General features: G+C 64.7%; 22 protein-coding genes. 12 read left to right on the top strand and 10 right to left on the bottom strand.

What is annotated here, in order from left to right:
• Window positions 1–20: 20 nt before the first annotated feature.
• Complete coding sequence (gene eda, locus ACP7BZ_RS02525) at window positions 21–671, top strand: bifunctional 4-hydroxy-2-oxoglutarate aldolase/2-dehydro-3-deoxy-phosphogluconate aldolase (RefSeq protein ID WP_426110068.1); 651 nt, start codon at window positions 21–23, stop codon at window positions 669–671.
• On the opposite strand, the gene ACP7BZ_RS02520 is transcribed toward eda, so the two are convergent.
• Window positions 668–1,258: a Rhs element Vgr protein gene (locus ACP7BZ_RS02520; protein WP_426110067.1), complete on the bottom strand. Its 591-nt coding sequence runs from the start codon at window positions 1,256–1,258 to the stop codon at window positions 668–670. The two genes, eda and ACP7BZ_RS02520, sit on opposite strands and share 4 nt — an antisense overlap.
• Before the next feature lie 285 nt (window positions 1,259–1,543).
• Here ACP7BZ_RS02520 and ACP7BZ_RS02515 point away from each other — a divergent pair, with 285 nt between their 5' ends.
• Complete coding sequence (locus ACP7BZ_RS02515) at window positions 1,544–2,038, top strand: hypothetical protein (RefSeq protein WP_426110066.1); 495 nt, start codon at window positions 1,544–1,546, stop codon at window positions 2,036–2,038.
• Here ACP7BZ_RS02515 and asnB read toward each other — a convergent pair.
• Both asnB and ACP7BZ_RS02505 read right to left on the bottom strand, forming a co-directional pair.
• Window positions 2,035–3,858, bottom strand: coding sequence for an asparagine synthase (glutamine-hydrolyzing) (gene asnB, locus ACP7BZ_RS02510; protein ID WP_426110065.1), 1,824 nt, complete (start codon window positions 3,856–3,858; stop codon window positions 2,035–2,037). The genes ACP7BZ_RS02515 and asnB overlap by 4 nt on opposite strands.
• 108 nt (window positions 3,859–3,966) lie before the next feature.
• Window positions 3,967–4,944 (bottom strand): tetratricopeptide repeat protein, encoded by a 978-nt coding sequence (locus ACP7BZ_RS02505; RefSeq protein WP_426110064.1) that lies wholly within the window; start codon window positions 4,942–4,944, stop codon window positions 3,967–3,969.
• Window positions 4,945–5,163: 219 nt separating this feature from the next.
• Here ACP7BZ_RS02505 and rpiA point away from each other — a divergent pair, with 219 nt between their 5' ends.
• Complete coding sequence (gene rpiA / locus ACP7BZ_RS02500; protein ID WP_426110063.1) at window positions 5,164–5,841, top strand: ribose-5-phosphate isomerase RpiA; 678 nt, start codon at window positions 5,164–5,166, stop codon at window positions 5,839–5,841.
• 63 nt (window positions 5,842–5,904) lie between these two features.
• On the opposite strand, the gene ACP7BZ_RS02495 is transcribed toward rpiA, so the two are convergent.
• The gene (locus ACP7BZ_RS02495; RefSeq protein ID WP_426110062.1) at window positions 5,905–6,177 is read right to left on the bottom strand and encodes an oxidative damage protection protein; all 273 of its coding nucleotides are present in this window, start codon (window positions 6,175–6,177) and stop codon (window positions 5,905–5,907) included.
• 65 nt (window positions 6,178–6,242) lie between these two features.
• Window positions 6,243–7,553: an amino-acid N-acetyltransferase gene (gene argA / locus ACP7BZ_RS02490; RefSeq protein ID WP_426110061.1), complete on the bottom strand. Its 1,311-nt coding sequence runs from the start codon at window positions 7,551–7,553 to the stop codon at window positions 6,243–6,245.
• A 128-nt stretch (window positions 7,554–7,681) separates the two neighbouring features.
• Between argA and hrpA the strand changes: the two genes are divergently transcribed.
• Window positions 7,682–11,905, top strand: a complete 4,224-nt coding sequence (gene hrpA, locus ACP7BZ_RS02485; RefSeq protein ID WP_426110060.1) for an ATP-dependent RNA helicase HrpA — start codon at window positions 7,682–7,684, stop codon at window positions 11,903–11,905.
• 49 nt (window positions 11,906–11,954) lie between these two features.
• Window positions 11,955–13,001: an extracellular catalytic domain type 1 short-chain-length polyhydroxyalkanoate depolymerase gene (locus tag ACP7BZ_RS02480; RefSeq protein ID WP_426110059.1), complete on the top strand. Its 1,047-nt coding sequence runs from the start codon at window positions 11,955–11,957 to the stop codon at window positions 12,999–13,001.
• Window positions 13,002–13,052: 51 nt separating this feature from the next.
• On the opposite strand, the gene ACP7BZ_RS02475 is transcribed toward ACP7BZ_RS02480, so the two are convergent.
• Window positions 13,053–14,297, bottom strand: coding sequence for a putative Na+/H+ antiporter (locus ACP7BZ_RS02475; protein WP_426110058.1), 1,245 nt, complete (start codon window positions 14,295–14,297; stop codon window positions 13,053–13,055).
• A 379-nt stretch (window positions 14,298–14,676) separates the two neighbouring features.
• On the opposite strand from ACP7BZ_RS02475, the gene imuA reads away from it, so the two are divergent.
• Together imuA and ACP7BZ_RS02465 are read left to right on the top strand one after the other, a co-directional pair.
• The gene (imuA, locus tag ACP7BZ_RS02470) at window positions 14,677–15,399 is read left to right on the top strand and encodes a translesion DNA synthesis-associated protein ImuA (protein ID WP_426110057.1); all 723 of its coding nucleotides are present in this window, start codon (window positions 14,677–14,679) and stop codon (window positions 15,397–15,399) included.
• Entirely contained in the window at window positions 15,329–16,894 is a 1,566-nt protein-coding gene (locus ACP7BZ_RS02465) for a Y-family DNA polymerase (RefSeq protein WP_426110056.1), read from the top strand. Before imuA ends, ACP7BZ_RS02465 begins: the two co-directional genes overlap by 71 nt.
• 139 nt (window positions 16,895–17,033) lie before the next feature.
• On the opposite strand, the gene ACP7BZ_RS02460 is transcribed toward ACP7BZ_RS02465, so the two are convergent.
• The 4 genes from ACP7BZ_RS02460 to ACP7BZ_RS02445 form a co-directional block, all read right to left on the bottom strand.
• Entirely contained in the window at window positions 17,034–17,384 is a 351-nt protein-coding gene (locus ACP7BZ_RS02460) for a hypothetical protein (RefSeq protein WP_426110055.1), read from the bottom strand.
• 55 nt (window positions 17,385–17,439) lie between these two features.
• On the bottom strand, window positions 17,440–19,350 hold the full coding sequence (locus ACP7BZ_RS02455) for a M61 family metallopeptidase (RefSeq protein WP_426110054.1): 1,911 nt from the start codon (window positions 19,348–19,350) through the stop codon (window positions 17,440–17,442).
• A 373-nt stretch (window positions 19,351–19,723) separates the two neighbouring features.
• Window positions 19,724–20,488, bottom strand: coding sequence for a hypothetical protein (locus tag ACP7BZ_RS02450; protein ID WP_426110053.1), 765 nt, complete (start codon window positions 20,486–20,488; stop codon window positions 19,724–19,726).
• Window positions 20,489–20,583: 95 nt separating this feature from the next.
• Window positions 20,584–20,745, bottom strand: a complete 162-nt coding sequence (locus ACP7BZ_RS02445; RefSeq protein ID WP_426110052.1) for a hypothetical protein — start codon at window positions 20,743–20,745, stop codon at window positions 20,584–20,586.
• Window positions 20,746–20,853: 108 nt separating this feature from the next.
• Here ACP7BZ_RS02445 and ACP7BZ_RS02440 point away from each other — a divergent pair, with 108 nt between their 5' ends.
• The 5 genes from ACP7BZ_RS02440 (at window position 20,854) to ACP7BZ_RS02420 (ending at window position 26,102) form a co-directional block, all read left to right on the top strand.
• A complete protein-coding gene (locus ACP7BZ_RS02440) occupies window positions 20,854–21,303 on the top strand; it encodes an Hsp20 family protein (RefSeq protein ID WP_426110051.1) in 450 nt (149 codons plus the stop codon).
• A gap of 270 nt (window positions 21,304–21,573) precedes the next feature.
• On the top strand, window positions 21,574–23,130 hold the full coding sequence (locus ACP7BZ_RS02435; protein WP_426110050.1) for a DegQ family serine endoprotease: 1,557 nt from the start codon (window positions 21,574–21,576) through the stop codon (window positions 23,128–23,130).
• A gap of 34 nt (window positions 23,131–23,164) precedes the next feature.
• Complete coding sequence (locus tag ACP7BZ_RS02430; protein WP_426110049.1) at window positions 23,165–23,827, top strand: response regulator; 663 nt, start codon at window positions 23,165–23,167, stop codon at window positions 23,825–23,827.
• A gap of 46 nt (window positions 23,828–23,873) precedes the next feature.
• Window positions 23,874–25,241: an ATP-binding protein gene (locus tag ACP7BZ_RS02425; protein ID WP_426110516.1), complete on the top strand. Its 1,368-nt coding sequence runs from the start codon at window positions 23,874–23,876 to the stop codon at window positions 25,239–25,241.
• A gap of 21 nt (window positions 25,242–25,262) precedes the next feature.
• Window positions 25,263–26,102 (top strand): PhzF family phenazine biosynthesis protein, encoded by an 840-nt coding sequence (locus ACP7BZ_RS02420; protein ID WP_426110048.1) that lies wholly within the window; start codon window positions 25,263–25,265, stop codon window positions 26,100–26,102.
• The last annotated feature ends 66 nt before the right edge of the window (window positions 26,103–26,168 follow it).

The raw sequence follows: 26,168 nt of genomic DNA, 5'->3' as shown, positions 1-26,168 counted from the left end.
TACCAGTGAAAGAAATTGCCATGAATGCCAACACCGTCAATCCATCATCAAGCCTGCTCGACATCATGCGCAGTGCGCGCGTCATTCCCGTCATCGCCATCGATGATCCCGAGCACGCCGTGCCGCTGGCGCGGGCGCTGGTCGCCGGTGGCATCCGCGTGCTCGAAGTGACCCTGCGCACGGCCCATGGACTCGCTGCGATCCGCGCCATGAGCGCGGTCGAAGGCGCCATTGTCGGCGTCGGCACCCTGACCCACGCGGACGAATTTTTCGCCGCGCGCGATGCCGGCGCCGTGTTTGGCGTCTCGCCCGGTTTGACGGCGTCGCTGATCGAAGGCGCCAAAAAAAGTGGCTTGCCGCTGCTGCCTGGGGTGATGACGCCGTCCGAAGTGCTGGCCGCGCGCGAAGCCGGTTTTCGCCAGCTTAAACTGTTCCCGGCGGTGCCGGCTGGTGGCGTCGGCATGCTCAATGCGATTGCCGGTCCGATCCCCGACATCACCTTTTGTCCCACCGGCGGCATCTCGATCGAGACGGCGCCGGCTTTTCTGGCCTGCAAAAACGTCGCCTGCGTCGGTGGTTCGTGGTTGACGCCGAAGGATGCCCTGGCGGCCGGCGACTGGGCCCGCATTACTGAACTGGCGCGCGCCGCTTTTGCGCTGGGCGCGCGCTAGGAACAGATTCTTTTTAAGGCAAGCAGGCAGCGGCCGTAGCCGCGTGGCAGATGCGCCGCGCTGGCGGGATTGGCAAGAAAGCCGGCCAGCACCGCTTCGTATTGAGGCAGGCTGGCCCGATTGTGCTGGTTGTGCTGCTGGCGCATCGCTGCCGGCGCTTGCAGGTGCTTGAGTGCGAAGTAATCGGCCAGCAGCTCACCCTGCGCTTCCATATTAAAATCGGCCAGTGTCTTGCCTGCTGCCAGATCGTAGTCGTACGACAGGCCGATGCGCACGGCGCCGCGCAGGCGCAGCGCGTAGCCCAAATGACGTTGCCATACGTGGACCATCTCGTGCATGAACCAGTGGCGCTGATGGATAGGCGCCTGAGCATAGTCGTCCAGAAAGCAGGACGCGTGAAAGTACAGGTGGCCGTTCGGCGTCATCGCGCAGTTCTTCGGCTGGAACGGCAGGTAGCGGCGCGCATGCACGCGCACGCGCCGGTAATCGATGGCGTCGCCAAACAGCAGTGCGACCATGGCGATTTCGCCTGCCGTCAGGGGACGCGCGCGCCGCGCGCGCAGTTGCTCAAATGGGATGGCGGCCATCGCTGATCGTTGCGTGAGTGGTTGCGTGATTGATTGCGTGATTGATTGCGTGAGTCGGGAAGTCATCTTAATGCAGATTCGCAAGCAGGGACCGGGCGTCACACAGTGTGGCGCGAGGTATGGTCGTGTTCTGGTTCACCACGCTAGCCCTTCAAGAGGCGCCTGCCTGTGTTGTGTTGTTACTTTTAGCGCCGGTGCCAAGATCTGTCGCTAGTTGCGGCGCATCAACTGCGAATACCTTTGCTGCACGTAGGCTGAACCTTTTGCTGCCAGCCGGTCTTGATCATGATGCTGCCCGTTCGTCTCTGCTGCCTGTTTGGCCTTGGCGCCACGCTGGTGCTGGCGGTCGTCGCCAAAGCCAGCGCTGCCATTGGCGAAGCCGAGGTGCGCGAAGGGGCCGGTGGCGTGCCCTGTTTTACCATCGCCGAACGCGAAGAGCGCCGCAGCGGCGCCCCCAACTTTGAGGCGATCAGTGTCACCGAGGTGGCGGGCAAACGGCGCGCGGTGGTGTGGTCGATGGCGATGCCAGAAGGGCGCACCTTTCCGCTGATGTTCAGCATGTGCATTCCCTACGGCGGACGGGTGCCGGCGCTGCCCCAGCGCAGCGCCGAGCTGCTCGAAGCGGGCACATTGTACGAGGTGGCGATCGACGTGCGCGCGCCGCAGTCCGCCTCGCCGCAGTCACAGCCGAACGCGCTGGTGGCACGCTTTTGCCTGTTACGGCGGGCCGATGGCAGCAAGGCCGTCAGCACGGCCGCCGCCTGCAATGCACCACACTAGTTAGCCGCGGCGTCGGCCTGCACGGCGTACACCGCTTCCCACTTGGCGATGCTGTAGAGCTTCCAGAAGGTGGCGCGGTCAATGCGCGCCAGGTCGATGTCGCGCTTGCAGAGCTGCTTGATGATCTGAGACTGACCGATCGTCGTTTCCATCGCCGGGCGCATGCTGGCGATCCAGGTCGCCACCGGTGCCTCGAAACCGAGCTTGTTGGTGCGCCACAGGATGGTCGCTGGCGCCAGTCCCTGCATGGCCACCCGTAAAATATGCTTGGTCCAGCCCTGGCGGATTTTCAGGCGGCTGTCGATGCCGTAGCAGGTTTCCACCAGCCGGTAGTCCAGAAACGGCAGGCGCGCCTCGACCGAGTGGTGCATCGAATTGCGGTCTTCGTAGCGCAGCAGGTGGGGCAGCTGGAACGATTCGATTTCCAGCTTTTGCATGGCGCGCACGTCGGTGGTGGCGGCGGCCAGTGCGCGGATGTTGGGGAAGTCCGCCAGGTAGCGGTCCTTGACAAAGGCGTAGCGCCGACGCAGCGCGCCGATGCGCACCGGGGCGAACGAAAAATAGGCCAGGCGCGCCAGCAGGTCGCGCAGGCTCAGGCTGGCGTGGTTGCGGATCGACCATAATTCGCGCAGGGCCGCCAGCCGCGCCAGCGACTTCAGGTGGGCGGCGAAATAGCGCTCGTAGCCGAGCATGACTTCATCGCCGCCCTGGCCGTCGAGCATCACCTTGCAGCCGATTTCGCGCGCTTTCTTGAAAACAAAAAATTGCATGACGATCGATGGCGCGGCGAACGGCTCTTCCTGGCACCAGGCGACGTCGTCGACCGCGGCGGTAAAGTCGGCCGCGCTGGGCTCGATGACGGCCAGGTCGATGCCGCAGCTGTCGGCCAGTTCTCTGGCAAAGCCGCTTTCGTCAATCGCCCGTTCACTGGCGCGCGCATGCACGGCCTGAAAGCGCAGGCCGCTGCTGGCGTGGTACAGGGTCGAAGAGAGGCTGGCAATGCTGGAGCTGTCGAGCCCGCCCGACAGGCAGGTGCCCACCTTGACGTCCGAGCGCAGCCGGTAGCGCACTGACTGCTTGAGCTCTTGCAGGAAGCGGCTGGTGGCAGCGTGCGCGCCCATTTGCGGCAGCTCTTCGCGCATGAACAGGGAATACCAGCGCGTTTCGACGCTGACATGGTCGTCCAGCCGGTACACCAGGTTGTGGCCGGCCTTGAGCGCGTGCACGCCCTGAAAAAAGGTGGCGCTGGTATGGTCGTGCAGCCCCTCCACCAGAAAATCGCGCACCATCGCCATGTTGGCGACGGCAGTGCCGCCGCCGGCGCGCAGCACCTGCTTGATTTCGGAGCCGAACACGAACTGCGCCGGCCCGTCGCTGTAATAAAACGGTTTGACGCCGAAGCGGTCGCGCGAGCAAAAGATCAGATGGCGCTTGACGTCGTAGATGGCGAACGACCACATGCCGTTGAAGTGGTCGACGCAGTGTTCGCCCCATTTGTCGTAGGCGGCCAGGATCACTTCGGTGTCGCTGTCAGAATCGAAGTGGTAGCCGCAGCGCGCCAGTTGCGTCTTGAGTTCGACGAAGTTATACACCTCGCCGTTGTAGGTGATGACGTAGCGCTGCAGATACGCCATCGGCTGGCTGCCAGCGCTGGAGACGTCGAGGATGGCCAGGCGGCGGTGGCCGAAAGCGAAGCAGTCTCCAAAATAAAAGCCGTCGCCATCCGGTCCCCGGTGGGCCACCAGGTCGGTGATGGCGCGGATGGCGCCGGGGTCGACGGCCGTATCATTTTTGTTGATGATGCCGCTGATTCCACACATGACCGCCACCTAGGTTGACAGGCAAAATTGCCTGCTTCATGGTAAGCCGCCCCGTGTATGGGGCCGTTGGCGGCGATCAAGCTCAGTCGCCAGATGAGCGTGCGGCCGTTACTTTTGCCGCAGCGCCAGCAGTTGCGCTTCGGTGTCGGCACGCGCCGCCTTCGGCAGCGTGCCAGCGGCCAGCGCCCGTTCGTAGGCGCTGACTGCCTTGCTCTTTTCGCCCAGCGCCTGCTGCGACTGGCCCAGCCGGTACCAGGCGCCGCCACCCGGCGTGCGCGCCAGCACCTGCTCGAACAGGGCGATGGCGTCGCGGTGCTTGCCCTGCTCCTGCTGCACGCGGGCCAGGCTGTAGAGGGGGGCGTCGCTGTCGGGGAAACGGCGCGCCGCTTCGCGCAGCACGCGCTCGGCGTCGGCGGATCGTTTGGTTTTCATGTAGGCGCCGCCGACGGCCAGCAGCACATCGCGCTGGCCGTCGGCGAGCGCATCGACGCTGCTCACCGGCATGGCCAGCATAGCCCCTTCGGCGGCAGCAAAACGCTCGTCGTCGACGTCGAGCCGCGCCTGCATCACTTTGGCGGCCGCGGGATCGAGGGCGGCGGTCTGCGCCGTTAGCGCGCGCGCCTTGCCGCTGCCGCCGCCGACGATGGCTGGCGCCTGCAGATAGTAGGACATCAGTGCCATCCGCGCTTCCACGTTGTGCGGGTCCAGTTCAAGCGCTTTTTTGAAGGCATCACGGATGGTGCCGGCGTAAGCGAGCGCCGACATGATGCCGTTGGCAATCGCCTTGGCGCCCAGCGCATTGCCCAGGGCCAGGTGGCAGGTGGCCAGCTGGGGATGGGCTGCCACGCACTGCTCGGCGAGCCTGGCCGCTTCGTCGAAGCGCCCCCCTTTACCCCCTTCAATAATCGCATTGACCTTGGCCACCAGCGCCTCGGCATTGGCAGGATCCTGGGCCAGGCGGCTGCTGGCCAGCTGCTCGGCGTCGGTGAATTTGCGGGCCTTCATCAGGGCACTGTAGTCGCTCGCACGCGCGAACGCGGGAATTGACAGGGCGATCAGCAACAGCAGGGGAGCGACACGTTTCAAGACAGTCCTTTCGGGTGGGCAGCTGCGCGGCGGGCGCATGCGATATAGTGTGCTGCAGTTTCTAAAATGTTGCAACATGCATATGTTTTGCAATCGCTGGCCGCAGGATCGATGCCGGTGTCAGTCTGGTATCACTCCGGTGCCAACGCTGATGGCGGCGCTGATGCCGGCGTCGATCCGTTAAAATGGCGGCTTTCCCGACTTTAGATTGTGCACACCATGACCCAGGATGAACTCAAACAGGCGGTAGCCGCCGCCGCCATCGCCTACGTCGTCGACGGCGAAATCATCGGCGTAGGCACTGGCTCGACCGCCAATTTCTTCATCGATGCGCTGGCCACGATCAAGCACCGCATCAAGGGCGCGGTGGCGTCCTCGGAAGCGACGGCAGCGCGCCTGCGCGCCCATGGCATCGAGGTCTACGATCTCAATGATGTCGCCAGCATCGCCGTCTACATCGATGGTGCCGATGAAATCAACGCCACCGGCGCCATGATCAAGGGCGGTGGCGCCGCCCTGACGCGCGAAAAAATCGTCGCCTCGGTGGCGGCCCGTTTTGTTTGCATCGCCGATGCTTCCAAGCTGGTCGATACGCTCGGCCGCTTCGCCCTGCCGGTCGAAGTGCTGCCGATGGCGCGCGCAGCCGTCATGCGCAAGCTGACGGCGCTGGGCGGCCAGCCCAGGCTGCGCTTGAAAGCGCACAGCGACGCCGCGTTTGTGACCGATAACGGTGGCGAAATCATCGACGTCGCCGGCCTGGCGATCGTCGATCCGGTCGGCCTCGAGCGCACCATCAACCAGATCCCCGGCGTCATTGCCGTCGGCCTGTTTGCTGCGCGCGGCGCCGATGTCTGCCTGCTCGGCGGCGCCGACGGCGTGCGCACGCTGACGTTTTAAATTATTCCGGACTGGAATAAAAAACGGCGCCTTCGAGGCGCCGTTTTTACGCGGTGCGCAGCCTTACTCGGCTGGCGGCACATAGCCCATGGCGGCGTCGGCGCCTTCGCCAAAGAAATGCTTTTCCATTTGCGTGGCCAGGTATTTACGGGCGCGCAGGTCGGCCAGGTTCAGGCGGTTTTCGTTGACCAGCATGGTCTGGTGCTTGAGCCAGGCGGCCCATGCTTCTTTCGACACCGATTCGTAGATGCGCTTGCCCAGTTCACCGGGATACGGGGCAAAATCGAGGCCTTCAGCTTCTTTGTTCAGTTTGACGCAGTGGACGGTGCGGGCCATGGTAGATCCTTATTCTGTAATGAATGCCAGCAGTGGCAAGTAAAAGCGCGATCGGCAAGCCGTGATTATAAAGGCTTAATCAGCACTTGTGATTTGCGCTGCCAGTTGTACATCTTCTGGCGGTCTTTCGGCAAGTCTTCGACGCTGGCGGGCACGAAGCCGCGCTTTTGAAACCAGTGCGAGGTGCGGGTGGTGAGTACAAATAACTTGTTGTAGCCGGCCGCGCGTGCGCGGTTTTCCATGTGGCGCAGGATGCGCTCGCCGTCACCCTGGGTCTGCACTTCCGGGTTCACCGTCAGGCAAGCCATTTCCGCCATCTTCGTCGCCGGGAAGGGATACAGCGCGGCGCAGCCGAAAATGACGCCATCGTGCTCGATGACGGAGAAATTGTCGATCTCGCGCTCGATCAGTTCGCGTCCCCGCTTGACCAGGGTGCCATCGGCCTCGAGCGGCTCGATCAGCTTGATGATGCCGCCGACGTCGTCGATATTTGCCTTGCGCAGGCTTTCCAGGTTTTCGTAGGTGATCATGGTGCCCACGCCATCGTGGGTGAACAGTTCGAGCATGGCCGAGCCGTCCATGGCGAATGGCACGATGTGGGCGCGCTCGACGCCGTTGCTGCACGCCTTGACCGCTTCTTTCAGGTAGTAGGCAGCGTCGGGCGGCAAAAAGCCCGCCTGCAGCACCGCTTCGGCCTGGTGTGAAGACAGTTCGCGAATCTCGGCGCCGCCTTCGTCCGTCATCATCGGCGTCTCGCTAATAAAAATCAGCTTGTCGGCGTGCAGCGCAATCGCCGCCGACACGGCGACGTCTTCCATGGTCAAATTGAACACTTCGCCGGTCGGCGAAAAGCCCAGCGGCGAGAGCAGCACGATGCTGTCGGTGGCCAGAATGGGGTGGATGGTTTCGGCGGCGACCTTGCGGGTAATGCCGGTCAGCTCGAGGTCGACCCCATCGATCACGCCGAGTGGACGGGCGGTGACGAAATTGCCAGAAATGATGCGGATGGCCGCGTTCGACATGGGCGTATTCGGCAAGCCCTGGCTGAAGGCAGCCTCGATATCGAGGCGCAGTTCGCCCGCCGCTTCCTTGGCGCATTCGAGGGCGGCGATGTCGGTGATGCGGATGCCGTTGTGAAAACGCCCCTCGACATTGCGCAGCGCCAGCTGCTCGGCCACCTGCGGGCGCGAGCCGTGCACGATGACCACGCGGATGCCGAGCGCCACCAGCAGCGACAGATCCTGGGCCAGCACCGTGAGGGCGCCGGCGACGACGAGCTCACCGGGGAAGGCGACCACGAAGGTCTTGCCACGAAAGGCGTGGATGTACGGCGCGACGGAGCGCAGCCACTGGACGAATTGGTGAGAGGTTTCCATTTGCCGCATTATAATTCGCTGCGCGGCTTGCGCGCGATTTACCTAGAAAAACCTGTAAAACAATGTCTGATCAAAGCAAAAAGCGTTCGTCTTCGGGTTCGTCCTCCCGCGCGGCCGCGGCCACCCCGATGGGCCGTTCGCTGCGTGCCGGTGCCAGCGGCAGCGCGCGCCAGCAAAACAGCGGTGGCCGCGTGCAGCGCACGCCACGGCCGCAGCAGGTCAATCCGCACCTGCCGAATCATGCGCTGGCCGACGCCTTGCGCGCGCAGGCGGTGCTGCCATCGGCGGCTGCCACCGGTGCAGCCGCCGTCGCACCAGCGCGAGACGCACGCGCGCGCGCAGCCGGCTCAACACCCGGCTCAACACCCGCCTCAAGCGCAGCAGCAGCCGTCAATCTTGTCGATTCGGCCAGCCCGACGCCAGCGAGCATCGTTGCCCCGCGCGCGCCCCGTGAATCGCGCGAAGCGCGTGAGGCACGCCAGGCATTGCGTACGCCACTGCCGCCGATCACCTTTCCGGAAGAGTTGCCGGTGTCGGGCCGGCGCGCTGAAATCGCCAAAGCGATCACCCAAAACCAGGTCATCATCGTGTGCGGCGAGACCGGTTCCGGCAAGACCACGCAGCTGCCGAAAATCTGCCTGGAGCTGGGGCGCGGCCAGAAGGGCTTGATCGGCCACACCCAGCCGCGCCGGATTGCGGCGTCGTCGACCGCCAAGCGCATCGCCCAGGAACTGGGAACGGCAGCGGGCGTGCACGTCGGCTTCAAGGTGCGTTTTACCGACACCCTGCAGCCGGGCGCCTGGGTCAAGCTGATGACCGACGGTATTCTGCTGGCCGAAACCCAGACCGATCCGATGCTGCGTGCCTACGACACCATCATCATCGATGAAGCGCACGAGCGCAGCCTGAACATCGACTTCCTGCTCGGCTATCTGAAGCAGCTGCTGCCGCGCCGGCCCGATCTGAAAGTGATCGTCACCTCGGCCACCATCGATGCCGAGCGCTTCGCCCGCCATTTCGGCACGGCCGACAAACCGGCGCCGGTGATCGAAGTGTCGGGCCGCCTGTACCAGGTGGAGGTGCGCTATCGCCCGGTCGAGCGTGAGCAGATATTGACGGGCGCGCCCGACAGCGGCAAGCCGCTGCCGAAAGCGCAGGCGGCGCGCGAAAAGCGCGACCTGATGGACGCCGTCATCGATGCCGTCGATGAACTGGCGCGGCTCGGCTCTGGCGATGTGCTGGTGTTTTTGCCGGGCGAGCGCGAAATCCGCGACTGCGCCGAAGCGCTGCGCAAGCACCATCCACCGCATATCGAAATCCTGCCGCTGTTCGCCCGCCTGTCGGTGGAAGAGCAGGAGCGCGTTTTCAAGATCTCCAACGCCCGCCGCATCGTCCTCGCCACCAACGTCGCCGAGACCTCGCTGACGGTGCCCGGCATCCGCTACGTCGTCGACGCCGGTCTCGCGCGGGTGAAACGCTACAGTTTCAGGAACAAGGTCGAGCAGCTGCAGGTCGAGCCGATCGCGCAGTCAGCCGCCAACCAGCGCGCCGGCCGTTGCGGACGGGTCGCCGATGGCGTCTGCATCCGCCTGTACGACGAACAGGATTTTTTACAACGGCCCAAATTTACCGAGCCGGAGATTTTACGGTCGTCGCTGGCCGCCGTCATCCTGCGCATGAAGTCGCTGCACCTGACCGATGTCGAGACCTTTCCCTTCATCGAAGCGCCGCAGGGGCGGGCGATCGCCGATGGCTACCAGCTGCTGCAGGAAGTGGGCGCGGTCGACGACGCCAATGTCTTGACGCCGCTGGGCCACAAGCTGGCGCGCCTGCCGCTCGATCCGCGCGTCGGCCGCATGATTCTGGCGGCGCTGGAAAACGCCTGTCTGTCGGAGATGCTGATCATCGCCTCGGCGCTGTCGGTGCAGGATCCGCGCGACCGGCCGATGGAGCACCAGCAGGCAGCGGACGAAGCGCATAAAAAATTCGCCGATGAGAAGAGCGAATTTTTGACCTACCTAAAAATCTGGGGCTGGTTCGAGCAAGCCATCGAACACAAGAAAACCAACCGCCAGTTGATGGAAACCTGCCGCAGCAATTTCCTCTCGCAGGTGCGCCTGCGCGAGTGGCGAGACGTCCATTCGCAGCTGCTCACCATCGTCAAGGAGCAGGGCTGGCGCCTCAACGAACTGCCGGCGACCTACGAAAACCTGCACACGGCGCTGCTCACTGGCCTGCTCGGCAATATCGGTTTCAAGAGTGAGGACGAGCCGGGGTCCGGCTACCTGGGCGCGCGCGGCATCAAGTTTCACGTCTGGCCGGGATCGTCGTTGATCAAAAAGCCGGGCAAGTGGGTGATGGCCGCCGAGCTGGTCGAAACCACCCGCCTGTACGCGCGCACGGTGGCCAATATCGCACCGGAATGGATCGAGCGGGTGGGCGCCCATTTGCTGAAAAAATCGTGGGGCGAACCGCGCTGGGAAAAGCGCGCGGCGCAGGTCACCGCGTCCGAGCGCGCCACCCTGCATGGCCTGGTCATTTACAGCCAGCGGCGCATCAACTACGGCATGTTCAATCCCGTCGAGGCGCGCCAGATTTTTATCCAGGATGCCCTCGTCGGTGGCGACTACGACACCCGCGCGCCGTTTTTCGCCCACAACCACAAGCTGGTCAAGGACATTGAAAACCTCGAGCACAAGTCGCGCCGTCTCGACGTGCTGGTCGACGACCATTTGATCGCGGCCTTTTACGACAAGCTCATTCCGCACGACGTCGTCAACGGTGCCGGTTTCGAGGCCTGGCACAAGCTGGCCACGCGCGCAGAACCGAAGCTGCTGTTCCTCAACCGCGAAGAATTGATGCGCCACGAGGCGGCCGGTGTCACCACCGAGCTGTTCCCGAAAATGCTGACCGTGACCGGCATCGAGATGGCGCTCACTTACCATTTCGAGCCGGGCAGCCTGCGCGATGGCGTCACCCTGGCGGTGCCGCTGTTCGCCCTCAACCAGATTGCCCGCGAGCGGGCCGAGTGGCTGGTGCCCGGGATGCTCAAGGAAAAAGTCCACCTATTACTCAAATCGCTGCCGCAAAAGCTGCGCCGCCACTGCGTGCCGCTGCCCGATTATGCTGCGCGCTTTTGCGAGCGCACGCAGGAGATCGGCCAGTTTGGTCGCGGTGACCTGATCGACGCCGTGATTGCCGATGTGCGCAGCCAGACCAGCCTGTCGGTGCTGGCGACCGATTTCAAGGTCGAGACGCTGCCAGCGCACCACTTCATGAATTTCAAGGTGATCGACGAGCATGGCCGCCAGCTCGAGATGGGCCGCAACCTGGCCAGCCTGCAGGCCGAACTCGGTGGCCAGGCGCGCCAGAGTTTTCAAAAGCTGGCTGAGGCAGCACCGGCGGCGCTGGTGCCGGCGCCGGTGGCGATGTCGAATGTGCCGGTGACGCTGCCTGGCAAGAGCAAGGCCGTCGCCGCTGCTGCTGCGCCGCCGGTGGCCGGCGCGCACGCCGGCTTGACTGCATGGACTTTCGGCGAACTGCCCGAACTGCTCGAAATCCCGCAGGGGAAGCTGACCCTGATCGGCTTTCCGGCGTTGGTCGACAAGGGCGCCTGGTGCGACCTCGAAGTGTTCGACGACCCGGCAGTCGCAGCGCGTACCCACCGCATTGGCCTGCGCCGCCTGTTCGCCCTGCAGCTGAAGGAACAGCTCAAATTCATCGAAAAAAATGTGCCGAACATGCAGCAGATGGGCATGCAGTTCATGGCGCTCGGTTCGCAGGAAGAGCTGCGCCAGCAAATCATCGACAAGGCCATCGATATCGCCTGCCTGCAGGAGCCGCTGCCGGTTGATGCGGCGTCCTTCAACAAGCGCAAGGACGACGGCAAGTCGCGCCTTGGCCTGCTGGTCAACGAGCTGGCGCGGCTGGTGTCGCAGGTGCTCACCGAATACCACGGTTTGCCCAAGCGCCTGCAAGGTTTGCCGGCGCCGCTGGTGGCCGATATCACTTCGCAGCTGCAAGGCCTAGTGCACAAGCGCTTCGTCACCGACACCGAGTATGCGCAGCTGGCGCACTTTCCACGCTATCTGAAAGCGATCAACATACGGCTGGAAAAGCTGCGCGGCGATCCGCTGCGCGACACCACATCGATGGCCGAGTGGAGCAGTGCGGCCAGCCAGTTCCTGCGGGTGGCGAAAACCCAGACGGGCAAGCACAATGACCCGCGCATGACGCAGTTCCGCTGGATGCTGGAAGAATTGCGGGTGTCGCTGTATGCGCAGGAATTGCGTACGCCGATGCCGGTGTCGGCCAAGCGGCTGCAGAAGGTGTGGGAATCGATGCAGCGTTGATCGCCCTGCTGCGCGCAGCGCGTGACGTCACCTGTTGAAAGGCACCGCCATGGTAAACAAGCGCAGCACCGTCCTGACCACCCTGATGCGCGCCGGCCTGCGCCAGCAGCGCGCCGCCGTGCGCCTGCTGGGCGCCCTGGCGCCAGCCACGCCCCCGCGGCCCCTCCGGCCATCCCGCAAAACCAGCACCGGCCGCGCGCCGGCCGCCGGCAGCTGGCATGCCCTCAGTTTCACCATGGTCGGTGCCCACATGCGCTACTGGCTGTTCCTGCCGGCCAGTGCCAGTGCCAGCGCCAGTGCCAGTGCACCGATGCCGCTGGCCGTGATGCTGCACGGCTGCGACCAGACCGCCGTCAATTTTGCTGATGGCAGCGGCATCAACCGCCTCGCTGAAAAAGCCGGCTTCGCCGTGCTGTATCCGCAGCAGTCGGTCGCCGGCCACCCCCACCGCTGCTGGAAATGGTACGAGCGCGCCACCCAGCAGGGCGGCGGCGATGCCGCCCTGATCGTCGCCGTCGTCAAGGCAGTGCTGGCGGCGTATCGGCTCGACCGCAGCCGCGTCTACATCGGCGGTATTTCAGCTGGCGCTGCCATGGCCCATATCGTCGCGCTCAACTGGCCTGATGTCTTTGCCGCCGTCGGCCTGCACTCGGGCCCCGTGTTCGGCGCTGGCCACAGCGGCGTCGGCGCGCTCGGCGTCATGCAGCACGGCGCGCCCGCGCGCGCCGATGCCGCCATCGATGAAGTGCTGCAGCGGCAGGGCGCAGGTTTGCCGCTGCCGACCATCGTCATCCATGGCGAGGACGACGCCGTGGTACGGCCGGTCAATCAGCTGCAGCTGGCCGGTCAGGCATTGCGCTTTAATGGCATCGCTGGCGGCAGCGAAAAACTGGCCGACCGGGTGGCCACCCGGCGCACGCTGGCCTACCGCACGCGCGATGTGTATCAGGGCCGCAGCCTGATGCTGCGGCTGGTGCGCATCGCTGGTCTGGGCCACGCCTGGAGCGGCGGCGATGCGCGCCTGAAGTTCAATTCGGGGCAAGGGCCGAACGCCGGCAAACTGATGCTCGATTTTTTTGCGCGTCACCGCCGCTGAGCCATTGAGAACCTATCGCGGCAGGCTCCAAGTCACCCGGCAAGCGATGGCTCACATCAAAAACATCGCCGCTGCCACGCAGGTTGGCATGGCGGCGCCCAGCAGCAGGCCCAGTACACCCACCGATTCATCATTGAACCCCCGCCGCAGCAGCGACACGCCGGCCGGATTGGGGGCATTGGCAATCACGGTGAGGCCGCCGCCGGCCACCGCGCCGGCCATCAGCATGTATTTTTCACGGTCGCCCAGGCCATGGATCAGTGAGCCCAGGTAGGTGAGGGCAGCGTTGTCGGTGACGGCGGTCAGACCGAGCGCGCCGAAGAACAGCGCGGTCGGCCCCAGGCTGGCGACGATCGGTTGCAGCCACCACTGCTGCAAGCCACCCAGCACCACCAGGCCGGCCAGGAAGAACCCGACCAGCAGGCCTTCCTTGAGAATGAGCGGATCCTGATAGCGGTGGTAGGCCTGGGTAAAGCCGAGAAACATCAAAAACAGGCCGAGGAACAGCACCGGGTGGTGGGCCAGCACCACCACCGCCGCCAGAAAACCCACATGGATCAGCGCCACCAGCGGCGGCACCGGCAGCGTATCGCTAGCAGCGGCGGCCGGCGCGCGCAGATGGCGGCGCAGCAGGAAGCTGATGGCACTGGCGTTGATCAGCACCGCCAGCGCCGCCTTCCAGCCAAAGGTGGCGGCCATGAAGGCGCTGTCCCAGTGCCATGGGCCGGCCACCATCAGCACCGGCGGCGCCGCATACGCTGTCAGGGTGCCGCCGATCGAGACGTTGACGAACAGGACCCCGAGCGCCCCATATTTGAGCCACTCGGGTATGCCCTGGCGAAACACCAGGGGCGCGAGCATCAGCGCCGCCAGCGTCATCGCTGCCGGCTCGGTCACCAGCGAGCCGGCCAGTGGCACCGCCGACAGGCAGAGCCAGACCAAGGCCAGTTCGGTGCGCACCGGCGCCAGCCGCGCCAGCGTGGCGAGCAGGCGGCCGATGGCGTCGAGCACGGGGCGCGAGGCCGCCACCACCATCACCACGAATACAAACAGGGGCTCGGTGTACTGGCGCGATTCGGCGTAGGCGATGGCGTTCTGGCCGCCGCTCAGCAAAGCCATCACCGCCACCAGCACGAAGGCCCAGAAGCCGAACACCACCTCGACTTCGCCGAGCAGGTGAAACAGGCCGGCGTGGCGCGGATGACGGCGCGCCAGCACTTCGAAGGTCTTGGCGGCAAAGGTGTGGATCAGGGCGAGGGCGAAAATGATGGCGCCGGCAAGTTGCATCTGGTCCATCAGAGCGAGACCGTCGGCAGAGGGGTCACTGGTGTGAAAAATGTTGTGGTGAGCATGTATTGGCGTCCGGATAATAAGAGGGGGGACTGGCACCGCAGGGTGCCTGTCCCCATTGCTGCCGATAGCACCATTATTTCATTTTTTAGCCCCGTCCGGTTACTGGCCTCGCGCATACAGGCTTGTCGCCGAAGTGAACACTTGCATCGCGTGCGCCCTTAGCTGCCACCAACCACGCCCCAATTTTTGCAAGGCATATAGAGTAACGGTCTCGCCATTCCGAACAAAACCGCCTTGCTACTGCTGTTTGATGAATCCCCCTTGCCAAACCTGAACCGCAATAGTACTGTGTATACATACAGTAGTTTTAGGCGAGTTCACCATGTTATCCCAACAACAACATCCTCCTTCGGCACGGCCCCTGCCTGAATCGCTCCATCCTTCGCTGTGGTTCGCCTCGCAGCTGGCCCGTGCATCGAGCCGTTGTATCGACACTGGCCACCCGGCGCTGTCGGCGCAATTGCCGGGCGGCGGCTGGCCCAGCGGCACGCTGATCGACCTGATGCTGCAGCAACCGGGCATCGGCGAATTGCGCCTGTTGCGGCCGGCGCTGCTGCAGGCGGCGCGCCGGCGCATCGTGCTGCTGCAGCCGCCCCATCCACCGCAGGCGCTGGCGCTGGCCGCGCTGGGCTTGCCGCCGTCGCAGCTGATCTGGATCCGCAGCGCCCGCAGCAGCGACGCTTTATGGGCGGCCGAACAGGTGCTGCGCAGCGGCAGCTGCGGCGCCGTGCTGTTTTGGCAAAGCCATGCACGCGGCGACACCCTGCGCCGCTTGCACCTGGCTGCGCAAAGCGGAGAAACCCTGTTTTTCATGTTGCGACCACTGGCGGCGGCGCAAGACAGTTCGCCGGCGCCCCTGCGGCTGGCGCTGCGGCCCGCTGCCGGTGGCGTCAACATCGAATTCGTCAAACGCCGGGGACCGCTGCGCGAAGCGCCGCTATTCCTGCCCCTCACTCCTTCTTTACTGCAGCGCCATGCGACTTTGGATCGGCCTCTACCTGCCCCAGTTACCGCTCGAAGTGTTTTGTCCGAACTGGTCCAGTGAGCTCGGCGGCGCTGCTGGCGGTGCGCGTTGCAGCACTGCTTCTGACACCCCGGCGCGGCGCTGGATCGACGGCTTGGCCGGCACGGTGGCCAGCGTCGTGCTCGAACACGAACGGGTGCTGGCCATGTCGCCGCTGGCGCGCGCTGGCGGCGTGCAGCCCGGCTTGCGCCGTGGCGGCGTGCTCATGCTGGTGCCCGACGCCCGCCTGTACGAGCGCTCGCCGGCGCGCGAGGCCGAAGCCCTCAATGCGGTGGCGCTGGCGCTGCTGCAATACACGCCACTGGTAACGCAGGGCGAAGAGTCGACCCTGCTGATCGACATTGGCGCCAGCCTGCGCCTGTTTGGTGGCATCGGCGCGCTGTGCCGGCGTATCCGCGCCAGCCTGCGCGCGCTCGGTTTTAGTGGGGCGCTCAGCTGCGCGCCGACCGCGCGTGGCGCCTGGCTCTTGGCGCGCCACGGCGGCGCCCGCAGCATGCGCATGGCCTCGCTCACGCGTCGCCTCGATGGTTTGCCGGCTGCGCTGTTGCCGCCGGCGCGGCCGTTCGCCGCCTGGTTCGACGGCATCGGCTGCGTCAACCTGGCGGACCTGCGGCGCTTGCCGCGGCCCGGCTTGCAGCGGCGCTGCGGCCGTGCCCTGCTCGACGTGCTCGACGCCGCCTACGGCTTGCTGCCAGAGCTGTTCGACTGGATAGCAGCGCCCACCACGTTTACCGCCAAGCTTGAATTATTCGACCGCGTCGAACACGCCGAAGCGCTGCTGTTCGGCGCCCAGCGCCTCTTGGTGCAACTGACTGGCTGGCTGTGCGCACACCAGCTGGCGGTCGAACGCGTCACCCTGCTGCTCGAGCATGAGCGCGGGCGCGTCGCCTGTGCGCCCACGGCAATCGACATCGTGCTGGCCGAACCGACCTGGCGCGAGGAACACTTGCTGCGTTTGCTGCGCGAACGGCTGGGCACGCTGGTATTGACGGCGCCCGTGATCGGCCTGTGTCTGCAGGCACCGCAGGTGCAGGCGATGGCGCCGCCCAGCGAATCGCTGTTTCCCGAACCGGGCGGCAGTGAACAGGACCAGTTGCGCATGCTGGAGGTGCTGGTGGCGCGGCTGGGGCCGGAGAATGTCTTGCAGGCGACGCCGCAAGCCGATTACCGGCCCGAGCTGGCCAACCTGTGGGTGCCGATCGGCCAGCAGATACGGGCCGCGGCGCGGGCGGCGCAGATGCCGCCCGATGTGCTCAGTCTGCCGCGCCCCAGCTGGCTGCTGGCCAAGCCGATTGCCCTGTTGATGCGCAATCACCGGCCCTTTTATGGCTCGCCCCTGAAAATGGCCTCGACCGCGGAGCGCATCGAGGCCGGCTGGTGGGGGCAATCGCAAACCCGCGATTATTTTATTGCTGAGGGACTTGATCATGCCCATTACTGGGTGTACCGGGAGCGTATCGTGGGAGAAGCGGCCGATAGCGAACCGCGCTGGTATTTGCACGGTTTGTTTGGCTGAGGTAGGGCAGGCATGATGTTGTGCGTTGAAGCGAAAAATGGGACGGGCACCTTTTCGGCGCCTGTCCCATTTTTCTTCACCTGAACGGTATGACATCAGCAGCGATGCTTTGATTGCGTCGCTCACTTACGGTGACGAATCACTCGTCGTCAAACTCTTCCGCCAGATTTTTCCAGCCCTTTTTTTTCGCAAATTCGCTGAACTCTTCCGGCGCTTCCAGCACGATCAGCTTGCTTTCCTGCAGGCCGGGATCGCTGTGGGCGAAGTCCGGTCCCACGTAGCCCAGTGCGCGCAAACGGTCGATGACCTGCTTGACCAGCACGTGGTCCTTGTAGGCGCTGGCCTCGACCGGTTTGGCGAAGTCTACGAACACATCAATAATCCCGTAACCCTCGTCGTAAATGCGAATTGCCTTGACGTCGTGGCTACGGCCGCTGCTATCGACGGCCTTGAAGGGGCCGCTCAGTTGGATATCGGTATCGGTCGTCATGGCGTCAGCATACACCAAGCGTTGCGCGCGCGGAGCGCGGGTGTGCCCGCAGCGATCAAGGCAGTGCCTTCAGGATCGCGGCGAAACGGTCCTTGCTGCCGGCGATGCGCTCGAGGTGGGGATAACGCAGGCCGTCGTGGTAATCGAGCGAAATCGTGCGGAAATTGTTGCCCTGCTTGACCAGCAAGGTAATCGGCGCCGTACTGCCCTTGGCATCCTTGATGGCCGCTTTGAGCACCTCGGCCTTGTAGGCGCGGTTGTTGACGGCGACGATGCTGCTGTTGCCGGCCAGCCCGGCGCGAAATGCCACACCGTCCCAGATCACACCGCTGATGGCGCCATCGGCCTTGACCGTCATGCCCAGCGAATAGCTAAAGCTGGCCACCTTGGCCTGCTCGTCACCGGCCTTGGAAAAGTCGCTCGGCGTGTCCTTATAGACCAGCTTGTAACCGGCGCGCGCCAGCCCGTCGAGGGGCGCGCCCTTGCCGTGACCGTCCAGGCGGCTGCGCAGGAATGGCCCCCAGTCGAAGGGCTGTACCTTGTTGAGGGCGGCGACGACGTCGTCGAACGTATAAAACGCTGGTAGCATGCTGCCATTGTCGATGCCGTAAAAGGCGCGGGCAAAGTCGTCGAGCGAACGCTTGTCGCCCGACATGTCGCGGATCTTGGTGTCGACGTCGATCCAGATCAGCATGCCTTCGACATAGTAATCCTCGCCCCGTTGCCAGTTGCCCCAGCCCAGCGCGCGGCGGCCGCTGATGATGGGCTCGTTGACGGTGTCCTGCATGGCGCGCCAGGCGCGGCCCGGCTGGTTGTCGTAGGCGGCGGCGTAAGCGGCGATGCCCTCGAGCGTGGTTTTTTCCGTGATCAGGCCAGAGCGGGCAGCGAGCACCTTGCCCCAGTACTGGGTCTGGCCTTCGTACACCCACAGCAATTCATTTTCGAGCGGGGTATTAAAGTTCGGAACGTTCTGGCCGGCCGGGCGACGGAATTTACCGTCCCACGAGTGGGTGTATTCGTGCGGCAGCAGGTCGCGCCCCGCTTCGCTCTTGGCCCACTCGGTGAAATAGCCGGGCTTGACGCCGTTTTCGCTGGACTGGTGGTGCTCGCGGCCGACGCCGCCGAAGTCGTCCGACATGGCGAACAGGAAATCGTAATGCTTGTAGTGATAAGAACCGAACAGCTTGCGGGCTTGCTTGATCAGCTCGCGGTGGGGAGCGATCTGTTCCGGCTTGGCTTCCAGGCTCTCCGCGCTGTCCGCCACCATGTTCAAAAATACCGGCACCTTGGCGCCGGGATCGAGGTCGATGCGCTTGAAGTAGCGGCCGGCGAACAGCGGTGAATCGATCAGCGTTTCCAGGTCGAGCGGCTTGAAGTCGACGACGTCGCCCTGGCGTTGCGCGGTCTCGAGCGCGCTGCCGAACTGCCAGTTGGGCGGCAGCGTCAGGCTCGGTTGATAGGTGATGCGGCGCGCCACATAGCCGGCCGGGTACATCGTCACCGCCGGCCATTGAATGCCGAGGATTTCGCTGGTCATGGTGATGCGGCCCTGGCCGCCGTCGAGCGGCGAGAGGAACTGGTAGTGCGCTTCGAGCGTCGTCACGCTTTCCGGTATCGTCAGATGAAAGGCAAACACATTGACGGGGTCGCGCACCCACTCGATGGTCTTGCCATTGCCCGTGAAGATGAGGCCGGCCATCTGGTTGAGCACGTTATTCGGACCGTGGTTGGCGGGCAACCACTGCGGGTAGAGCATGGTCAGCGGGCCCGGCTTGACCGGCATCGACAGCTTCATGCGGAACATTTGCTGGCTCAGATTGGTCGCATCGACTTGCAGCACGATGGTGCCGGGATAGGCGACATCTTGCGGCGCCGGCACCTCGGCACCGGCAGGGGTGGAAAACAGGGCGGCAATGACGAGTGGCAGCACACTTTTTAACAGGCGGATCTTCAACGAGGCGGTCATGGGCGGTGGCGAAAAGAGGGTGGAGTGTTAATCGCAAAAGTGTAGCACGGCAACAACTTTTGGCGACCTCGAATCAGCGGATTTTCTCTTGGCTGAGCAAGCAGATGCTACTGAGGGGGATTGCTGTTCGATGATATTGCCTGTTTCGACGACGGTGATGCGTCGATTGAGCGAAGTGGTCAGCGTTAGTGGGCATTTTGCGCTCCAGTGTTGACCGAGTTGGGCGTTGTAGAACGCTTCGATGCCGCGTTCTTCAGAAGTTTTCCTGATGCAGTGCGCTGCTTGCCGACAGCAGCCGTCCGACCAGGTCGTAGCGGTACTCGAGGTGCCCGCGGCGGCTGTCTTCGATGCTGGCCAGCTGGCCGGATGGGTCCTAGCCGCAGTGTCGATGAATGGCGGTGCGCATGCCGGCCTGGACTTCATGACGGTACGGGCCGTGGTACACATACCGGTTATTTCTGCCGAGCTGGTTGATGGCGCCGAGCTGCTGTTCGAGCAGGCGGCCGGCCGGGTCGTATTGCATCATCTGCAGCAGGCCGTTGGCCTGGGTGCGGGCGGTTTCCTGGTACAGCGCGTCACGCTCAAAGGAGACCAGGTCCTGGCCATCGAGCAGCAGGCCGTGCACGCGGCCGGCGCCGTAGGTCAGCCAGTCGATGCGGTGGCCGTCGGGGCGGGTGGTGCCGGTGCGCTCGTTGAGTTCGTCGTGCTGGTGGTGCCAGACCGCGCTGCGCCGGTCGGGATAAAACGGGCCCTGGTAGTGCTGGTGCTCGCGTACCAGGTTGCCGGCGGCATCGTAAAACCACTGCAGCCGGGCGTGTTCGTTGTTCGCTTCTGCCAGCTGGCCGTTGGCGTTGTAGGCATACGATTCGATCTGCTCGGGCTGGCCGGTAACCGTGACGCGGCGTTGCAGCAGCCGGCCCATGGCGTCGAAGGCGAGCCGGATGGCCACGCCCGCTTCGATGGTTTCGGCCAGCACGCCGGTGGCGTCGTCGTAGCGATATTCGGTCGCCTTGCCATCAAAACCCTGTTCGCGCAGCAGGCGGCCAAGCGCGTCCCAGCGGTAGTGCAGGCTGCGGCCCAGCGCGTCGGTACGTTTGGCGATCAAGCCGCTCGCGCTGTAGCGGTATTGGTGTGTCATTGCACCTCCATCGCCAGATGCGGCGAACTGGCCGAGGGCAATTGTTGCGCTACTTGATTTTTGGAAATTCGCGCCGGATCAATGGCGCCATGCATCTATGCGGCCAGGGCAACAGCCCGGCGCTGCAGCGAGCGATGGATCATCCGCACCGACACCCGCAGCCATTCGAACGGCGACAGCGCAGCAGCGGGATCGGTTCGCGGTGCAGGTCGAATCAAATTTTTTTCAGCGCGTGGGGTAAAGATCCGAATTTTCAAGGTCTTGAAAGGGGTGAAAACGATCCTAGATGGGTCCCAGCAGATGCTCCACGGAGGTCTGCCTTCGATCGCTTCATCTATCGCTTAAATTACACGAGGATATTTATCATGCGTACTTTTGACCTGACCCCCCTGTATCGTTCCGCTATCGGTTTCGACCGCCTGGCCAATTTGCTCGAGCAGCGCGCCGACGCGCAGCCCAGCTATCCGCCTTACAACATCGAATTGGTGAGCGAGAACAATTACCGCATCGTCATGGCGCTGGCCGGTTTTAGCCGCTCGGAAATCGAGATCGTTAGCGAGCGCGACGCCCTGCACGTGACGGGCCGCAAGCAGAAGGATGAGCAGCAAAAAACCTTCCTGCACCGTGGCATCGCCGCGCGTGATTTCGAGCAGCGCTTCCAGCTGGCCAATCACGTCAAGGTGACCACCGCGGCGTTCGACAACGGCATGCTGACCATCGACCTGGTGCGCGAAGTACCCGAAGCGCTCAAGCCGCGCAAGATCGTCATCGATGGCGGTGAGAACGTGCAGGTGCTCGAGCAGCACGCCGCCTGAGGCACGCAAGGCGCAGCAAGCTGTTGTGCCTGGCCCGCTTGTTCGTTGTTCGCTTAGTTGAACCGCAGGGCGCCCGCAGCATGGGGCGCCCTGTCTGAGTCTGCAATGCGCTGGCAGTGCAGCGGCAGCACAGTACAGACGAACTTAAGTAAGGGCTAAGTCTGACCATGCACACTTGCTTCCATCGGCAGCGGCGCGCAGCTTCGGCTCCTCGCTACCCGCTACCCGCTACCCGGCTATCTTGTTGATCTTCATTCAGGAGTGCGAACCATGCAAAACCCCCAAGCTGTTACTGCCATCACTGCCAGGCGCCTGACCATGGCGCTGGCCGCCGCCGGCGCCATTGGCGGCGCAGTGGGCGCCATCGCGGTCAATCACAATAATGCGGTGTCAGCGCCGGTGGCGCTGGCCGCCCCGGCGGCTGTGCCCGCAGCAGCCGCCGCAGCCGCGGCTGCGGATGTCAAGGCACCGCTGGCGCCGGCCGGCACCAATGTCGCCATGGCCTTGCCCGATTTCACCCAGATCGTCGCCCGCATGGGCCCGGCTGTGGTCAACATCCAGGTGATGGGCAGCACCAAGACGGCGCTCACGCGCGGCCCCGGTGGCGCCCAGCTCGATGAAGATGATCCCTTCTTTGAATTTTTCCGCCGCTTCCAGGGACCGCAGGCACCGCGCGGCCAGCAACGCGAGCGGCCCGTGTTTGGCGCCGGTTCCGGCTTCATCGTCAGTGCAGACGGCATTATCATGACCAATGCGCACGTGGTGCGCGACGCCAAGGAAGTCACCGTCAAGCTGCAGGACCGCCGCGAGTACCGCGCGCGCGTGCTGGGCTCGGACCCCAAGACCGATGTGGCCGTGCTCAAAATCGATGCGAAGAATTTGCCGGTGGTGCCCACGGGCGACTCGAAGCAGTTAAAAGTGGGTGAATGGGTGCTGGCGATCGGTTCGCCGTTTGGTCTGGACAGCACCGTCACCGCCGGCGTGGTCAGCGCCAAGGGCCGCTCGCTGCAGGACGACAGCAACGTGCCTTTCATTCAGACCGACGTCGCCGTCAATCCCGGCAACTCGGGCGGTCCGCTGTTTAACACGCGCGGCGAAGTGGTCGGCATCAATTCGCAGATCTATAGCCAGACCGGCGGCTACCAGGGGCTGTCGTTTGCCATCCCCATCGATGTCGCCAACCGCATCAAGGACCAGCTGGTGGCCACCGGCACCGTCAAGCACGCCAAGCTGGGCGTGTCGGTGCAGGAAGTGAACCAGGCCTTTGCCGATTCGTTCAAGCTCGAATCGCCCGAGGGCGCGCTGGTCTCGAGCGTCGAACGGGGCGGGCCGGCCGACAAGGCGGGCTTAAAATCCGGCGACGTCATCCGCAAGCTCGATGGCGAGCGGATTGTCGCCTCGGGCGACTTGCCGGCCATGCTCAGCCTGGCCCGGCCGGGCCAGCAGATCGCCATGGACGTCTGGCGCGATGGTAAGATCGTGCGCATCGGCGCGCGCCTTGGCGACGCCAGCGAAAAGGCGGCGCCGGAAGAACGTGCCGAGGCCGTCGCCGGCATTGCGCCGTCGCGACTGGGCCTGTCGTTGCGGCCACTGGCACCTGCCGAAAAACGCCAGTCGGGCCTGCTTGGGGGCCTGCTGGTGGAAGACGCCGACGGACCCTCGGCCAACGCCGGTGTGCAGCCGGGTGACGTGCTGTTGTCGATCAATGGCCGCAGCGTCGCCAGCGTCGACCAGGTCAGAGAAGCGATCGGCAAGTCGTCGAAGTCGGTGGCGCTGCTGATCCAGCGCGGCAGCGACAAGATATTTATCCCCGTGCGGATCGGATAAGGACCGTGCTTCCACCGCAACAAATGGAGTGGGAATGAGATTATTGCTGGTGGAAGACGATGTGATGATCGGCGAAGTGGTGCTCGACCTGCTCAGGGCCGAGCACTACGCGGTCGACTGGGTGAAAGACGGCGAGATGGCCGATACCGCCCTGATGCAGTCGCAAAATTACGACCTGGTGCTGCTCGACCTGGGGCTGCCGCGCAAGGACGGCCTCGAGGTATTACGCGCGATGCGCGCGCGCAAGGACCGCACGCCGGTACTGGTGGCCACCGCGCGCGACGCCGTCAGCGCCCGCATCGCCGGCCTCGATGCTGGCGCTGACGATTACGTCCTCAAACCCTACGATCTCGACGAGCTGCTGGCGCGCATCCGCGCGCTGTTGCGGCGCGCCGCCGGCCGCGCCGAGCCGATCTTCGAATACAACAGCATCACCATCAATCCTGCCACCCGCGAGGTGGCGGTGGCGGGCGTGCCCGTCACCCTGTCGGCACGCGAGTGGGCGGTGCTCGAAGCGCTGATCGCCCGCCCCGGCGCGGTACTCTCGCGCGCCCAGCTGGAAGAAAAACTGTACAGCTGGCGCGATGAAGTATCGAGCAATGCCGTCGAAGTGTACATCCACGGCCTGCGCAAAAAACTGGGCAGCGAGCTGATTCAGAATGTGCGCGGGGTCGGTTACATGGTGCCCAAACTGTGAGGGCAGGCCAGTGATCAAACTACCGGGGTTCAAGCGGCTGCCGCAGATGACCCACTCGCTGCGCGGCCGCCTGCTGTGGTTCCTGCTGGCGGCGATCACCATCGCCGCCATCGCCCAGGCCAGCATCGCGTACCGCACCGCGCTGTCGGACGCTGACCAGATTTTCGACTATCACATGCAGCAGATGGCGCTGTCGCTGCGCTCGTCGGCGCCGCTGGCCAACAACGAAGCGACCGCCCGCGCCGATGCTGACGACGCGGCCGAAAACAATGACCTGGTGGTGCAGGTGTGGACGCCGGACGGCGTGCAGCAGTTCCGCAGTGTCTCGAGCGCGCGCCTGCCGCAGCGGGCGGTGCTGGGCTTTTCCAACGTCGTCGCCAACGGCACCACCTACCGGGTGTTCTCGGTGCAAACGAATACCCAGACCCTGCAGGTGGCGCAGGACATGGCGGTGCGGCGCAACATGGCCGGCAACCTGGCGCTGCGCACGGTCGGGCCGATCGCGGTGATGATGCCGATCCTGATGCTGGTGGTGTGGTGGGTGGTCAGCGGCTCGCTCGAACCGGTGGCGCGGGTGCGCTCGCAGGTGGCTTCGCGCCAGGCCGACGATCTCTCGCCCGTCTCTGACGCCGGCCTGCCCGATGAAGTGCGCCCGCTGGTGCAGGAGCTCAACCTGCTGTTCGGGCGCGTGCGCACGGCGTTCGCCGCCCAGCAGAATTTTGTCGCCGACGCCGCCCACGAATTGCGCACGCCGCTGGCGGCCCTGAAGCTGCAGGCGCTCAGCCTCGAGCGCGCCGATAATCCAGAGGCGCGCCAGCTGGCAGTGGCGCGCCTGACCGCCGGCATCGAGCGTGCCACCCGGCTGGTCGAGCAACTGCTGGTGCTGGCGCGCCAGGAAGCGACCTCGCAGGATGTCGTTAGCAGCGCGCAGGTGGCACTGGCTGACGTGGCGCGGCGTGCCGCTGGCGACCTGGCCGGCGTCGCCCAGCAAAAGGGCGTCGATCTCGGTGTGCACCATGCCGACGAAGTGCAGGTGCCCGGTCACGCCGACGCCCTGATGATCTTGCTGCGTAACCTGGTCGACAACGCCATCAAGTACACCCCGCCCGGCGGCACCGTCGATATCGACCTGCGCGCCGTCGGCGCCGGCGCGGTGCTGCTGGTCGAAGACAGTGGCCCCGGCATCCCGCCTGAAGAACGCGAACGCGTGTTTGACCGCTTTTACCGGATTGCCGGCAGCGAGGCTGCCGGTAGTGGCCTCGGGCTGGCCATCATCAAGGCCATCGCCGAGCGCCATGGCGCCATCCTGCGGCTGGAGCAATCGGCGCGGCTGGGCGGACTGGCTGCCAGCGTCACTTTTCCGCTGGCGATGACGACGTCGGTAGCAGCGCGTCTCGTGTTGCCGGCCGTCTGACACCTCTCTTTGGATCCTGCCATGCCTGTACTGCGCTACCGCCTCGTCAACGTGTTCGCTGAAACGGCGTTTGGCGGCAATCCGCTGGCCGTCGTCGAAGACGCCAGCGGCCTGTCCGACGTCACCATGCAAGCCATCGCGCGCCAGTTCAACCTGTCCGAGACGACCTTCGTGTTGCCGGCCACGGTCGCCACGGCCGCGGCGCGCGTGCGCATTTTCACGCCCACCTACGAGATGCCATTTGCCGGCCACCCGACGCTGGGCACCGCCAGCGTGGTGGGCGAGCGCGCCGGCGACGCCTTTGCGCTGGAGATGGCGGCCGGGATCATTCCCGTGCGGCGCGTCGACGGCCACTGGCGCCTGGCGGCCAGTCGCGCCAGCCACCGGCCGATGACCGCCACGCCATCGCAGCTGGCCGCCATGCTCGGTCTGCCCGAGGCCGGCCTGTGCGGACCGGCCCTGTGGCTCGATTGCGGCACCGAGCAGCCGATGATCGAATTACATCGTCCGGCCGATGTCGCCGCCTGCCGCATCGATGCAGCCATGATGACGCGCTACAGCAGCAACCGCAGCGGCCAGGCGAAATGCTATGTATTCGCCCGCGACGGCGCCGATTTCGTGGCACGCTATTTCTGGATGAGTGGCGCGGCCGGCGTCAGCGAAGACCCGGGCACCGGCTCGGCGTGCGCCAATCTGGGCCGCTGGTGGCAGCTCACCGAGGGCGAGCGGCCCCTGCACGCGCGGGTGCGGCAGGCATGGCAGAGCGATCGACCGAGCCTGTTGACGCTCGATGTGGAGAACTGTCAGGTCGAAGTGGGCGGCAAGGTGATCGTGATCGGTGGCGGTACGCTGCACTGGTAAGCACAAATGGAACAGGCACCCTTCGGTGCCTGTCCAGTTTCGAAACCAGCAGACGCTGGCCCCTTC

The sequence above is a fragment of the Massilia sp. PWRC2 genome (genome assembly GCF_049896725.1).
Classification (GTDB): Bacteria; Pseudomonadota; Gammaproteobacteria; order Burkholderiales; family Burkholderiaceae_D; genus JAFCUW01.
The sequence above is the reverse complement of the archived record's forward strand: the minus strand, read 5'-3'. Positions and strand labels throughout refer to the sequence as shown.